The organism is Methanobrevibacter sp., from assembly GCF_017410345.1.
Classification (GTDB): Archaea; Methanobacteriota; Methanobacteria; order Methanobacteriales; family Methanobacteriaceae; genus Methanobrevibacter.
The window spans coordinates 1-13,778 of record NZ_JAFQQZ010000015.1; the positions used below are offsets into that span (position 1 = coordinate 1).

The following is a 13,778-nucleotide window of genomic DNA, read 5'->3' on the forward strand; positions in this document are numbered from 1 at the left end:
TTCTTTTTTTATTTTTTATTTTTTTAATCATACACCCAAATAAGCCATAACACTATTTCACCTTAATTTAACATTTATCTCACGAAAAAAATAGACTAATTTTTTAAAGTATTTATAAACTAATTTTTAAAATTTATTAAATTGAAATTTTAAATTTAAATTCATATAAATAAATTTATAAATCTAATGGATTAAATTATAAAAATAGATGAAAATTAATTTAAATTAAACAATTAATATGATTGAATTTTTAGGAGATTAAATTTGAACATTTCAGAAAAAATATTATCTCAAAAGCTTGGTCGTGAAGTCGTTCCTGGAGAAATTATCGAAGTGGACGTTGATTTGGCCATGTCACATGATGGAACTTCACCTCCTGCAATAAAAACCTTTGAAAAGATAAGCGATAAGGTATGGGACAATGAGAAGATAGTCATTGTCTTTGACCATAACATACCTGCAAATACAATCGGATCTGCAGAGTTCCAAAAGGTGGCAAGAAACTTCATAAAAACCCAAGGCATCAAGAATCATTACATTCATGGAGAAGGAATCTGCCATCAAGTGCTTCCTGAAAAGGGACATGTGGAACCTGGAAAGATTATAGTTGGCGCAGACTCACATACATGCACTTACGGAGCATTTGGAGCATTTTCCACTGGAATGGGTGCCACTGACTTGGCTATGGTCTATGCTACAGGAAAAACATGGTTCATGGTTCCGGAATCCTTTAAGATTGAAGTTGAAGGAAACATGAAACCTGGAATCACTTCAAAGGACTTGATCTTAAATATCATTGGAGAGATTGGAATAGCTGGAGCCACCTACAAGACTGCAGAATTCTGCGGAGAGACAATAGACAATTTGGATGTCGAAAGCAGAATGACCATGACAAACATGGCAATAGAGATGGGTGCCAAAAACGGAATAATGGAACCTAATCAGGCAACTATCGAATATGTCTGTGAAAGAACCGGCAAAACTCGAGACCAATTGAACATTCTAAAATCCGATAAGGATTCAGTATATGAAAAGGAATTCCTATTTAATGTAGATGATATGGAAGCCCAAATAGCTTGCCCTAACGATGTGGACAATGTTAAGCCATTGTCACAAGTGGCTGGAACCCATATTGACCAAGGATTCATCGGTTCATGTACAAATGGAAGATTATCCGATCTTGCACAGGCAGCAGCTGTTCTTGAAGGAAGAAAAATCCATGATGATGTCAGATTAATAATCATTCCTGCCTCAAAGGAAATCTATCAGAAGGCAATGGATTTAGGATACATAAAAACATTCCTTGATGCTGGAGCAATTGTTTCAAATCCTGGATGTGGACCATGCTTAGGTGGACATATGGGAGTATTGTCTGAAGGTGAAACAAGCATTTCAGCTACAAACAGAAACTTCAAGGGTAGAATGGGAGATCCTAACTCTTCTGTATATCTGGCAAATGCAGGAGTTGTGGCCGCATCTGCAATTTCAGGATTCATTGAAAACCCTGATAATCTATAATATTCATAAAAAAATTATATTTACCTGATGGTGATTGAATATGACAAAGCTTACAGACAACGATGTCAATGTAAGATTAATTGAAAAGATTAATCAAGTTGAAGAAAAATACGATAAGAATTTTTCAAACACACAAAAGATTCTAATGACTACCGATGGCTCAATTACAGCCATCTTGGATGTATTATATGGAAAAATTGCTTTAAAGACCTTGGAACAGCATTTTGAAGAGGCAACTGAAGAAAGTGCAAGCTTGGTGAATGTTGATGTCGGGGATGAAGTGAACTATAGGGAAATCATAATGCATAAGGATGACCAGCCTTTAATCTATGCGGTTTCATATATTCCACTTAAAAGATTGACCAAAGAAATAAGGGATGATCTGGTCAGAGCTGACATTCCAATTGGAAGAATCCTGAAGAAATATAATGTTGAATCCAGAAGGGAAATAAACATCATACAAGTGGAAAAGGCAACTGACAAGCTTAAAGAGCTTTATGACACTGAAGAAGACTTCCTGACAAGAGACTACACCATCATAATGAATGGTGAGATTCTAATGTGGATCAAGGAATTCTTCCCTGTGAATTACTTTACTGAAGTATGAATAAATTTTATAGATTGCTTTACTGAAATAAAAAAAGTTTAAAAGCACTTTACAGAATTAAAAAAAAAGTTTACAATTATTTTAAAATAAATTGAAATCAAAGAATAAGGTGGATGATATGGGAGTAAAATTTAAGGACATAGTTTCTCCAGAGGAAATTAGTCTAAAGGATTTGGAAGGCAGAACTGTGGCAATTGATGCATACAATACAATCTACCAGTTCCTGTCAGGCATTCGTCAAAGGGATGGAAGTCCTCTTATGGACCAAAACGGCAATGTGACCTCCCATTTAAGTGGAATCCTTTATAGGACTGCAGCAATAGTCGACAAGGGAATAAAGCCTATCTATGTCTTTGATGGGGAAAGCCATGAGCATAAGGCAAAGACTCTTGAACAAAGAAGAGCCATCAAGGAAGAAGCCATGGAAAAATGGGAAGAGGCTAAGGCTGCAGGAAACATAGAAGAGGCAAGGAAATTTGCCATAAGAACTTCCAGAATGTCCCCTTATATCCTTGAATCATCTAAAAAGCTACTTGATTATATGGGAATTCCTTATGTGCAGGCCATAGGCGAAGGTGAAGCGCAGGGAGCCTATATGGTCGAACAGGGTGATGCCTGGGCAGTGGCTTCACAGGATTATGACTGTTTGCTCTTTGGAGCTCCAAGAATAGTAAGAAACCTCACTTTAAGCGGAGGATTGTCAAATCTTGAATATCTGGAACTTCAAAAGGTCCTAGAAGACATAGACTTGACAAGGGAACAGCTGATTGATGTGGCATTGATGGTAGGAACCGACTTCAACGAAGGAATCCATGGAATCGGTGCAAAAACCGGATTAAAACTGATCAGAAACAACACTTTAGAGGACATTTTAGTTCAAAAGGGAATCACAGAAGTGGATGTGAAACCAGATGAACTAAGGGACATTTTCCTAAACCATGAAGTGAACACAGACTATAAGATCAAGTTCAAAAGTGCAAAAAAAGACCAGCTTGTTGAATTCATGTGTGAAGAGCATGGATTTTCAGAAAATAGGGTTCTGAATGTAACTGAAAAGCTTAAAAAATTAAGTTCAACTCAAAAAAGCTTGGAAGATTGGTTTTAACTAATCTTCATCTATTTTTAATAATCCCCTATTTTAAATAATCACCATTTTTAAATTATTTCCTTAAACACTTATTTTTATGAAACTACAGCAAAAATTAAAAAAGAATAATTTTTTAATCCTCTATTTTTAACTTATTTCTCCCAAATACTTCAAAAAACATCTATTTTTACTAAATACCTTATTATATTCATTATTTTAACTATTAAAGATGCAAGTAAGCACTTGCATTCGAGAAACTTTATATATGTTGTTGTTTAAAGTATTAAATAGAGAAAAATGCTTAAAAAAATAAAAAGGGATATATTATGAAGAAAATATTTTTAATCTTACTTTGCTTATTTACAGTTTTTATCATCGCAGGGGCATCATTCGCAAGCAGCGATTTTGACAAAACTGCAAACAATGCATCTATACAACTTTCAAGCAGTCCATATGGAGATCTTTCCATTTCTGCAAATATGGTCTCTAAAGACAAAACCAATCCTAATGAAACCATTAGTATCAAAGGTGACCTTAATCAAAAAAACCAAAGCAGTGCAGTTAGTGGAAATGGCCCTAAATTAAACATTACCGGCCCAAAAATAAATGGAAATAATCCAAAAATACAAGTTCCAAAAAATCAGGGAATATTATCTTTCCAATCAAGCTCTTCAGGCATGAATGTAGCAGGAGGAAGTGCTGTAGCAGATACAGGAAATGACCTAATAGATTTTCTCGATGATTCAGGAACTATTAATAAAGTTTCATATGGCATAGCATGGACTGCAGTAAAGGGAGCTGAATTAATTAGTGACAATGACTTTTCAGAAGGTTTTGAAGAATACCTCATTAACGAAGTAGCCTTTGGTGACCTTAGTAGATTTTTTTAAATAGTTTAGTTCTTAAACACTAATCTTATGAAACTTAAAAAATGACAAAAAAATGACTAAAAAAACAAAATAGTTAAATATATAAAGTGATATAATATTAATTTGTATTTTGTAAAAAATTTTTTTCAACCGGGCCCGTAGCTCAGTCTGGCAGAGCGCTTGGCTCTTAACCTTGTTGTCGCGGGTTCAATCCCCGTCGGGCCCGTTTTTTAGTTTCATAAGCTCTTTAGATACTTATTTTTCGAAACTTAAAAACAATTAAAAAAAAAAAAAAAAGCTATTTTTAATATCTGGGAAAATCCAGCCCATAGATTATCTTTACATACTTCAAGGCAAGATCAGCCTGTTTTTTATAATCCTTTAGAACTCTTTTTTCAAAATCATCCCTATCCTTGCTTAGGGTAATCAATCTTAAAAAGGACATGTACTCATCAACAGAGGCATCATAATTGAACTCATACTTTTCATATAATTCATCATCACTGAGCTTTAAGTCCACTCCTCTGAAAGTTGGAAATTCCAATGTTTGGCATATATTCGCCTTTGTGAAATGCTTTCGCCTTATGAGTGGAGAAACTGAACTGCACAATACATACTGTCCACAGTCAATCAATGGTGGAATCCCTTGACTGTCAAGCCTATCCATGCTTGTCAATTTCTTGAAATGTCTGATGTTATAGGAATGAAGCTCTGTATAGAAATCAGGCTTATAATAATCTATCAAATCCAATATTTTCTTTCCCTGCTCTGACTGGTAGAATTCCTTATGAATTGTGGAAATATATGGAGTCCTGTCAAAATTATAGATATATATTTGGCCAGGGGAAAAGTCTTCCCTATCCAAAAGCTTGATCAATGGGATTACATGTTGACCTTCATCTCCATGAACCCCTCCAATGAACAGCTTTGTAGGGCCTTCTCCATTATCAATATAGCGAAAATAAGACATGATATCAATTTCATAATTAATGTAAAAATAAAAATTTAATTATTGCAAAAGAATAAAATTGCAAAAAATAAAAAATTCAAAGTAAAAATTTAAAAATATTTAAAATTTAAAAAAATAAAATGATTTGAAAATAATGATTAAAGAGAATTAGGTTCCTTCTCTCCAATCGGATAAGTAATCCTTTTGACGTTCTGACAAGTCGTCGATTTCGATTCCCATGGCCTTAAGCTTCAATCTTGCAACTTCATCGTCAATGCTGTCAGGTGCCTTTTCAACACTCAATGACAAGTCATTTTCAACGATGTATCTGGCAGACAATGCCTGAACGGCAAAACTCATATCCATGATTTCTGCAGGGTGTCCTTGACCTCTTGCCGCTGCAAGGTTTACAAGTCTTCCATCTGCCAATAAGTAGATTTTTCTGCCGTCTTTCATGGTGAACATTTCAATGCTGTCCCTTACCTCTTCAACACTTTCAGCTTGCGCTTCAAGGTCAGGTCTGTTGATTTCCACATTGAAGTGTCCGGAGTTGGACAACATGCATCCGTCTTTCATGTACTTGAAGTCATCCCCATGGATGATGTCAATGTTTCCTGTTACGGTCACTACAAGGTCAGCTATCTTTACAGCTTCCCTTATTTTCATGACTCTGTAACCGTCCATTCTTGCCTCAAGGGCTCTGATCGGATCCACTTCAGTTACGATTACATTTGCACCAAGTCCTGCAGCACGGGAAGCGACTCCACGACCGCACCATCCGTAACCGCATACAACCACATTCTTACCTGCAATCAACATGTTGGTGGTTCCCATGATTGCATCAAGGGAAGATTGGCCGGTACCATATCTGTTGTCAAACAAGTATTTGGTGTAAGCGTCATTTACAGCAATTACAGGGAATTTGAGAGCTCCATCAGCATGCATTGCTTCAAGTCTGTGAACACCGGTGGTTGTCTCTTCACAAGCCCCCTTAATCTTTTCAATAAGTTCAGGGCGTTTTTCGTGAAGGTACATGATCATATCCGCACCGTCATCAATGATTACATCCGGCTTGTGGGACAATACATTGTCAATGGCTTCGTAGTATTCCTCATCGGTCTGTTCTCTCCAACCGTAGATGTGCAATCCAAGAGCTGCAGCACCTGCTGCCGCATCATCATGAGTTGAAAGAGGGTTACAACCGGTCATGGCCACTTCAGCACCACCAGCCTGTAAGGTCAAACCTAAATTGACGGTTTTAGGTTCCAAGTGTAAGCATGAACCAATGGTAATTCCTTCAAAAGGCTTTTCTTCTTCAAATTGTTTTTTAATGTGTTCAAGAACAGGCATATGCTTTTGAACCCATTTGATTTTTCTAATCCCTTCATCGGCAAGGGACATGTCTTTAACATTACTCATAAGCATCACTTAAAATATGTAATAAATAAAAAATCAATAATAATCACTTCAGTGAAAATACACTAAATATAATTTATTTACCTTATTATAAATATAATTGTGTATTCGATAATATAACCTTTACGAACAAAGCAAAAATATATAAAGAATAAAAAACATAACTTTTAATACTGTCTGATGCCGGGGTGGCTCAGCTGGTTAGAGCGCACGGCTCATAGGGTAACTAAGCGTGCTCTGACTTTTTTCCTGGGATACCGTGAGATCGCGGGTTCGAATCCCGCCCCCGGCATCCTATCCCAGGAATCATAACATCATAACTTTTTTTAACTATTTTATTCAATTTAACCATTTAGACAGCTTAATAAACTAATTCCACTAATTTTAACTATTTTTATAAAAATTTTGAACTATTTTTTAATCAATTTTTCAAAAAACTATTAAAAAATGATATTAACTAAAAAGACAAATATTAAATCATCTGATAATATTAGAATATTTGATTAAAATTAATAGGTAACACAATGAAATATAGAACTTTAGGAAAAACCGGAGAGAAAGTTTCTATCTTAGGATTCGGAGCAATGAGACTGCCTCATTTTGAAACAAATGACCAAATCGATGAGGAAAAGTCAAATGAAATATTGACATATGGAATTGAAAACGGAATAAATCTCATTGACACCGCCTATTCCTATCATGCAAACAATTTGGCTGGAAAGGGAAAATGTGAAGAGTATCTTGGAAAATTCCTATATGAGAATTCCTATAGGGATGAGATTCTTTTAAGCACCAAGCTTCCAAGCTGGCAGATAAAGTCAAAAGAGGATATGGAAAGGATTTTCGACCAGCAATTGAAGGACCTGAAGACCGATTCCATCGACTTATATATGCTCCATAGCCTTAACGAAGACTATTGGAAAATGTATAGGGAGCTTGATGTCTTTGAATGGATGGATGAGCTCTTAAGCTCCGGCAGAGTGAAGCATATGGGATTTTCCGCCCATACGGAAATGGACTGGATAGTGGATATTGTAGATGACTACGACAAGTTCGAATTTGGCCTTACCCAATTGAACTATATTGATGAGAGATACCAGTCAGGAAGGGAAGGAGTCGAATATCTATACTCCCATAATTTGGGAACAATGATAATGGAGCCTCTTAGAGGGGGCAGATTGGTCCAGAACGTTCCTCAAGACATTATGGACCTATGGAACCTTGCAGAAGAAAAGAGAACCCCATTGGAGTGGGCACTCCAATACCTCTGGAATATGGAAGAAGTGAACACTGTCCTTAGCGGCATGAACAGCTTAAAGCAGGTAAAGGAGAACATTGAAATAGCCAACAGATCAGAAATAAACTCCATCAGTGAAAATGACCTGGAGCTTATTCATGAGGTCGCTTGGGAATACAAGCAAAGAAGGGGAAACGACTGTACAGGCTGCGGCTACTGCATGCCTTGCCCTCATGGAGTGGATGTTGCAGGCTGCTTCAGGGAGTACAATGTTGCCAAAATGCTTAATAATCCTGCTGGAAGCGCAATGCATTATTTCTCACTTGAAAGTGAAACAAGGGCTGACAACTGCCTGCATTGTGATGACTGTCTCTACCATTGCCCTCAAATGATTCACATCTCTGAAGACTTGAAGAAAGTGGAAGAGTTCTTCGGCAAAAGATATGATTATTTCTAATGATTAAAAAATAGCGATCATTCAAAATCATCAAAAAATTTAAAGGAAGATAAAAAAATAACAATTGTTATATACTAGTACAATTAATATAAACTTAGGGATTCAAAACAAAACAATTATTAAAAAGATATAAAAATATAAACTGATAATATAATATACAGGATATGAAAAGGTGGAAATATGCCAGAAAGATATAAGGGATTTGGATACTGGGATATAGCAACTCGTCAAATGAGCATTGTTACCAGAAGCCAGCAAACAAGATTCAAGGATGCGAAAATAGGTGTAGTTGGCTGTGGAGGCATAGGAGGAGGAACCATCCTAATGCTTGCACGTATGGGACTTGGAGACTTGACAATAATAGATAAGGATGCATACGACCTATCAAACTTAAACAGACAAGCGATATCCAGTTTGGAAACTGTAGGTGTGGACAAATCAATTGCAACAAAGGAAAGAGTCAGAATAACAAATCCTTACACTAAAGTAAATGCATTTAATGAAGAATTGAATGCAGATAACATAGATAAGGTATTCGGAGACAGGGACATAATCATTGATGCATTGGACAATCTATACACAAGAGTGATTGTAAGCAGATTCGCAAGGGAAAATGACATTCCTTATGTTCATGGAGCCATCCATGGAACACAAGGACAAGTAAGTGTATTCACTAAGGATACACCATCCTATGAGGAACTGTTCTCACTTCCATCACTTGGAAAGGAATTGGGGGATGAGACAAAAGATGAAATCTCAAAATTAACCAAGGGAGTCCCTCCTGTAATCGGACCTGTTCCAAATATAGTAGGCTGTCTGGAAGCATTTGAAGCTTACAAATTAGTAACAGGCATTGGAGAAGTGACCTATGCTCCAAAAATACTCAATTTTGATCTGCTCAATTTAGAATCTTTTAAAGTTTTGGAATTATAATATTCTGAAACTACTACTTTTTTTATATTTTTTTAAAATTCTCAAATTATTACTAACTATTTTTCTCAAAATCCATAAAATTAATATGCTAAAATATATCATTGTTCAATTTTTTATAATAAAAATAAACTATTTCTAAAATTTTAATAAAAAATTGGATATTCAAATGAAAAATATTAAAAAAAATAAACTATTGCACAACCTTTAAATAAGTATAAGATTAGATAAAATAATATATACTAAGAAAATTAATATATTATTAGATATTAGGTGGAAATATCTTTCCGAAAACTAATAATTTAATAAAATACTTATGAATTATTTTATTCCAAATCTAATGGAGAATGATTTAATGGAAGAAAGAATCAAAAATGTTATTGAAAGAATGAAAGCAGACAATATCAAGTTTATTAGACTCCAATTTGTCGATTTGCATGGAATTCCAAAGAACGTATCCATCCCATGTGAATTGGAAAATATGGAAGACTTATTCAAGGATGGAATCCTATTCGACGGATCATCAATCCCTGGTTTTGTAGGAATCGAAGGAAGTGACCTTGTCCTAAAGCCAGATATAAGCACTTACTCCGCCTTATCATGGAGACCTGAAGAATCCGCATCCTGCAGATTCATCTGTGACATTTACAAGCCTAACGGAGAGCCTTTTGAAGGAGACCCAAGAGGAATACTCAAGAAGGCATTGGCTAAAATCAAGGAGGAAGGCTACACCTACAACATAGGTCCTGAACCTGAATTCTTCATTGTGGACACTGATGATGACGGATATCCAATTCCTCACGATACTGCCGGATACTTCGATGTGGAACCTGTAGATAAGGGAACTGACTTCAGAAGAGAAATCACAACCAACTTACAGGAATTAGGCTTTGAAGTAGAAGCAAGCCACCACGAAGTAGGTCCTGGTCAAAACGAAATTGCATTCAAATTCGATGACGCATTGAAAACCGCAGATGCGGTAATCACATTCAAGCAAGCAATCAAAGCGATTGTGGCAAACATGGCTGATTTCGATGGATTTGACTACAGAGTGACTTTCATGCCAAAACCATTCTTTGGAGAAAGCGGAAGTGGAATGCACTGTCACCAAAGCCTATTCAAGGATGGCAAAAACATCTTCTATGATGAAAACAGTGAAACCGGATTGTCCCAAGAAGCCATGTGGTTCATTGGAGGTTTATTGAAACACTCTGCAGCAATTACCGCAGTCACAAACCCTATCGTAAACTCATACAAAAGATTGGTTCCAGGTTATGAGGCTCCTGTATACATCTCATATGGTATTCAGAACAGGTCAACTTTAATTAGAGTGCCTGCAGCACGTGGAAAGGCTACCCGTATCGAATACAGAAGTCCTGACCCAACCTGTAACCCTTACCTTGCATTTGCAGTAATGCTTGAAGCGGGTATGGATGGTATCAAAAACAAGATCGACCCTGGAGAAGCTATTGAAATCAACATCTATGAGTTGACTGAAGAGGAAAGGGAAGAGAAGGGAATCGAATTGTTGCCTTCCAGTTTATGGGAAGCATACCATACCTTTGAAGAAAGCGAAATCATGAAAGAAGCACTTGGAGACCACATATTCGAAGCATTCCTAGCTGCAAAATACGAAGAGTGGGACGAATACAGAGTCCAAGTATTCAATTATGAACATAAGAAATACTTAAACTACTAATCTAATTAGTTTTAAGTAAAAATTTGCATTATGGCTATTTAATCATTTAAATAGCTACATTTTATTTTTATTTATTAAATCTGCTTAAGCAATAATAATACTTATTTTTATAAAATTCCATTTGAAAGTAGGAGATTACATGTCAGAATCCGAACATAGAATGATAGAAATTCTAAGAATCCTTAATGTTCAAGAAAAGCCGATTGGCTCAAAGGTAATAGCTGATGAACTCAAGACCAAGGGATACAATTTAGGCGAACGGGCAGTGCGTTATCATATGCAGATTCTTGACGAAAAGGGATACACAGAAAGAAAAGGATATTCAGGCAGAGTAATCACTGAACTTGGAAGAAGCAAATTGGAAAAAGGTTTGATTTACGATCAAGTGGACTTCACATTTTCAAAATTCGAAGAGAGAATCTACTTGACTGATTTTGATTACAATAAAAGATCAGGAAATGTGATTGTGAATACTTCAAATATCCTAGAGAATAAAGCCTTTGACATAATCAAAGAGGTCTTCAGAGCAGGCGTTTGTGTCAGCCCACTCATCAATGCCAAAAAGACTGAAATCAATGGCAAAAAGGGATATGTGATGAAGACCATCTGTGGTACAACAATAGATGGAGTATTTTTGAATAATGGAATTCCTTCCATCCCTCAATATGGAGGGCTTGTTGAAATCGAGGACTATTATCCCACCAAATTTTCAGAACTGATTTCCTATAGAAAAACTTCAATCACCCCTTTGGATGCATTCATTGCAAAAGGTATGACCTCCGTTCTGGAAGTCGCAGAGCATGGTACCGGAACAATTCCTGCAAACTTTAGAATCATACCTGAAAGCAGTCTTGAAAAGGCAAAGGAAATCATCCAAAATCTTGAAAAGGTAGGAATCGGAGGAGTCATCGAGATTGGAGAGGAAAGTGAAAACGTACTGGGAATTCCTGTACCTGAAGGAATGGTTGGAATATCTATCATCGGAGGAATCACACCATTCTGTGCAGCACAGGAAATGGACTATAAGGTTGACATAAAGACAGGGGAGGAATTCATCGATTACAATAAATTGAAGGAGCTTGAATCCTCCAAACATAAAATCAAGCCTGCAAAAAGAATTGAATATAAGAAAACACCTTTCATACTTTCAAAATCACTGAACAGAATTAATCAAGTGGATTATGACATTGAAACAGGAAAGGGAAACATCGTGGCGAACATATCCTACCTAAACAGGAACGACTTGGAAGATGCAATGAGCATCATGAAAAGAGCATACAAGAATCTTTCACAATACATGAACCCTCATTTCAATATTGTGGATCATCCTAACGATAAGGATAAGGTGGGAATAGCTACAGTCTGCAGCCTATCCATTGATGGAATTTTAATCAAGAACGGAATCATGAGCACTCCAAAATATGGGGGATTATTGGAACTTGGAAAACCTCCTTTATTTGTGGAAATGATCTCCTACGACGGCTCATCAGTAGATCCTCATAAGATATTCATCTTTAAGAACCTGACTCAAATAGCCAAAAGGAAAAATCCGAAGAAAATACTTGCTTCCATTAAAGAGGTTCCATACATTGCAAGACCAAAAACTGAGGAAATATTAAATAAGATAAATGAAAATGGATTGCCTATATTCAAAGTGGGCCAACCAAGGGAATTGGTCTACAATGCAAAGGTGGACACCTACAATTTCGGAATAGTTACAGGAAGCGGATTGAATTCAATAGCTGCAATCAAAGAAAAGGGAATATCCATTGAGGCAAAGGCAGTTGAAACCATCTTGCCAATTGAAGATATGGAACTGATTTATGAACAATAAATTAAAAAAAAAAAAGATTTTATTTTAGATAAAAAAATAGATTAAAAAAAGAAACTAGTTAAAGAGATACACATAACTAGTGAAAAGAATTTTGGTCAAGGTTTTTGAGCCGAAGGCTCAAAAAGCTTGGATTAAATTACTTCGATATAAACAGACTCTTTGGATTCATCCTTAGGATAGTGATGCAATTCAATGATATCCTCTTTGTATTCCTCAAAGTCCACTTCAATGGTATCGGAAATAATCTCACCATCTAAAGCAATCATCACCCTGCAACTTGGTTTTCCTCTAAAATCGGAAAGATCCACACCTAAGACATCTCCTTTTGCAGAGACACGGTTGTATGCTATGTCAACCTTATCAAATTCCTTGAAATTGTTTTTAATGTAATCGAGAACTTCATCAGAAGTCATTGTTAATTCCTTATCGACCATTTTCAAACCTCCTTGGAGATTAATTTTATTAAATTTTATTTCGACTATTTTTTTATATTAATTAATTTTTTTTATTAATTATCTATTAATTATTTATTAAATTTATAAAATTTTAATGACTATTTTATAATATAATGTTTCTAATATATAAAATTATTTGTATTTATTGAAACTAATTAGTGATTTATAAAAAAAATAATGAAAAAATGAAAGAGTCAAAGTTACAATGTAGCTTCAACAATGATGAGCTTATCCTCATCTCCACCAGGCATATGGCGGAATTCAATGATCTCATCCTTTACAGCATGCAAATCAATGTCTACAGCCTGATTCAACAATTCACCATTAAGCTGAAGGGAAAGAATCAATCCTTCACCTGTTTCCTCATCCTCTGGAGTGAGTCCAAGTACAGTGCCTGGGGCAAAAACTCTGTTGTAAGATAATTCAAAAATATCATCAACTTTTACTTCATTTCTTACATATTCTATAATATCGTCTGGATCCATCTGTATCTCTTTTACCATAATTACACCTTTTGTACATAGCTTCATTTAAATTAAAAACATGATTAATATTATTATAATTAATTCCAATAAATGATAATTTAATTAATTGAAAAATTAATTTAATTGATAGAAACTTACAATCATTATTTAAAAATTAATTAAATCATAATTTATCATATAAAATCCATAAAATTATTAAATTCATTTTAAAATTCTAAAAAATAAAAAATAAAAA

The 13,778-nt window shown here is 35.3% G+C and carries 12 protein-coding genes and 2 tRNA genes; 10 read left to right on the plus strand and 4 right to left on the minus strand.

All coding sequences use genetic code 11. The features are described from left to right. Positions 1-264: 264 nt before the first annotated feature. The 5 genes from hacA to IJE13_RS01590 all read left to right on the plus strand — a co-directional run bounded on the left by hacA (position 265) and on the right by IJE13_RS01590 (position 4,307). A complete protein-coding gene (hacA, locus tag IJE13_RS01570; protein ID WP_292776261.1) occupies positions 265-1,518 on the plus strand; it encodes a homoaconitase large subunit in 1,254 nt (417 codons plus the stop codon). A 40-nt stretch (positions 1,519-1,558) separates the two neighbouring features. Beyond that, positions 1,559-2,125 carry a chorismate lyase gene (locus IJE13_RS01575; protein ID WP_292776263.1) on the plus strand — a complete coding sequence of 189 codons (567 nt, stop codon included), beginning with the start codon at positions 1,559-1,561 and terminating at the stop codon, positions 2,123-2,125. Positions 2,126-2,243: 118 nt separating this feature from the next. Continuing rightward, positions 2,244-3,230, plus strand: a complete 987-nt coding sequence (gene fen / locus IJE13_RS01580) for a flap endonuclease-1 (RefSeq protein ID WP_292776265.1) — start codon at positions 2,244-2,246, stop codon at positions 3,228-3,230. Between the two features lie 308 nt (positions 3,231-3,538). Then, entirely contained in the window at positions 3,539-4,102 is a 564-nt protein-coding gene (locus IJE13_RS01585; protein WP_292776267.1) for a hypothetical protein, read from the plus strand. 131 nt (positions 4,103-4,233) lie between these two features. Beyond that, positions 4,234-4,307 (plus strand) — tRNA-Lys (locus tag IJE13_RS01590). A 78-nt stretch (positions 4,308-4,385) separates the two neighbouring features. Here IJE13_RS01590 and IJE13_RS01595 read toward each other — a convergent pair. Together IJE13_RS01595 and ahcY are read right to left on the minus strand one after the other, a co-directional pair. Further along, positions 4,386-5,051, minus strand: coding sequence for a DUF2119 domain-containing protein (locus tag IJE13_RS01595; protein WP_292776270.1), 666 nt, complete (start codon positions 5,049-5,051; stop codon positions 4,386-4,388). 147 nt (positions 5,052-5,198) lie between these two features. Then, positions 5,199-6,449, minus strand: a complete 1,251-nt coding sequence (gene ahcY, locus IJE13_RS01600) for an adenosylhomocysteinase (RefSeq protein ID WP_292776273.1) — start codon at positions 6,447-6,449, stop codon at positions 5,199-5,201. A gap of 179 nt (positions 6,450-6,628) precedes the next feature. On the opposite strand from ahcY, the gene IJE13_RS01605 reads away from it, so the two are divergent. The 5 genes from IJE13_RS01605 to IJE13_RS01625 all read left to right on the plus strand — a co-directional run bounded on the left by IJE13_RS01605 (position 6,629) and on the right by IJE13_RS01625 (position 12,603). Beyond that, positions 6,629-6,738: transfer RNA gene (locus IJE13_RS01605), tRNA-Met, on the plus strand. A gap of 232 nt (positions 6,739-6,970) precedes the next feature. Next, a complete protein-coding gene (locus IJE13_RS01610; RefSeq protein WP_292776277.1) occupies positions 6,971-8,140 on the plus strand; it encodes an aldo/keto reductase in 1,170 nt (389 codons plus the stop codon). A 180-nt stretch (positions 8,141-8,320) separates the two neighbouring features. Further along, entirely contained in the window at positions 8,321-9,073 is a 753-nt protein-coding gene (locus tag IJE13_RS01615) for a HesA/MoeB/ThiF family protein (protein ID WP_292776280.1), read from the plus strand. Positions 9,074-9,425: 352 nt separating this feature from the next. After that, complete coding sequence (glnA, locus tag IJE13_RS01620) at positions 9,426-10,769, plus strand: type I glutamate--ammonia ligase (RefSeq protein WP_292776283.1); 1,344 nt, start codon at positions 9,426-9,428, stop codon at positions 10,767-10,769. A gap of 139 nt (positions 10,770-10,908) precedes the next feature. Further along, the gene (locus tag IJE13_RS01625) at positions 10,909-12,603 is read left to right on the plus strand and encodes a DUF128 domain-containing protein (protein WP_292776285.1); all 1,695 of its coding nucleotides are present in this window, start codon (positions 10,909-10,911) and stop codon (positions 12,601-12,603) included. 131 nt (positions 12,604-12,734) lie between these two features. On the opposite strand, the gene IJE13_RS01630 is transcribed toward IJE13_RS01625, so the two are convergent. Continuing rightward, positions 12,735-13,037: a DUF2097 domain-containing protein gene (locus tag IJE13_RS01630; protein WP_292776287.1), complete on the minus strand. Its 303-nt coding sequence runs from the start codon at positions 13,035-13,037 to the stop codon at positions 12,735-12,737. 221 nt (positions 13,038-13,258) lie between these two features. Then, entirely contained in the window at positions 13,259-13,561 is a 303-nt protein-coding gene (locus tag IJE13_RS01635) for a DUF2097 domain-containing protein (RefSeq protein ID WP_292776289.1), read from the minus strand. Positions 13,562-13,778: the final 217 nt, after the last annotated feature.

What these genes read in the sequence shown, in the direction of transcription:
- IJE13_RS01575 (WP_292776263.1), top strand. Translation starts at nt 1,559, where the DNA reads ATGACAAAGCTTACAGACAACGATGTCAATGTAAGATTAATTGAAAAG.
- fen (WP_292776265.1), top strand. Translation starts at nt 2,244, where the DNA reads ATGGGAGTAAAATTTAAGGACATAGTTTCTCCAGAGGAAATTAGTCTA.
- IJE13_RS01585 (WP_292776267.1), top strand. Translation starts at nt 3,539, where the DNA reads ATGAAGAAAATATTTTTAATCTTACTTTGCTTATTTACAGTTTTTATC.
- IJE13_RS01595 (WP_292776270.1), bottom strand. Translation starts at nt 5,051, where the DNA reads ATGTCTTATTTTCGCTATATTGATAATGGAGAAGGCCCTACAAAGCTG.
- ahcY (WP_292776273.1), bottom strand. Translation starts at nt 6,449, where the DNA reads ATGAGTAATGTTAAAGACATGTCCCTTGCCGATGAAGGGATTAGAAAA.
- IJE13_RS01610 (WP_292776277.1), top strand. Translation starts at nt 6,971, where the DNA reads ATGAAATATAGAACTTTAGGAAAAACCGGAGAGAAAGTTTCTATCTTA.
- IJE13_RS01615 (WP_292776280.1), top strand. Translation starts at nt 8,321, where the DNA reads ATGCCAGAAAGATATAAGGGATTTGGATACTGGGATATAGCAACTCGT.
- glnA (WP_292776283.1), top strand. Translation starts at nt 9,426, where the DNA reads ATGGAAGAAAGAATCAAAAATGTTATTGAAAGAATGAAAGCAGACAAT.
- IJE13_RS01625 (WP_292776285.1), top strand. Translation starts at nt 10,909, where the DNA reads ATGTCAGAATCCGAACATAGAATGATAGAAATTCTAAGAATCCTTAAT.
- IJE13_RS01630 (WP_292776287.1), bottom strand. Translation starts at nt 13,037, where the DNA reads ATGGTCGATAAGGAATTAACAATGACTTCTGATGAAGTTCTCGATTAC.
- IJE13_RS01635 (WP_292776289.1), bottom strand. Translation starts at nt 13,561, where the DNA reads ATGGTAAAAGAGATACAGATGGATCCAGACGATATTATAGAATATGTA.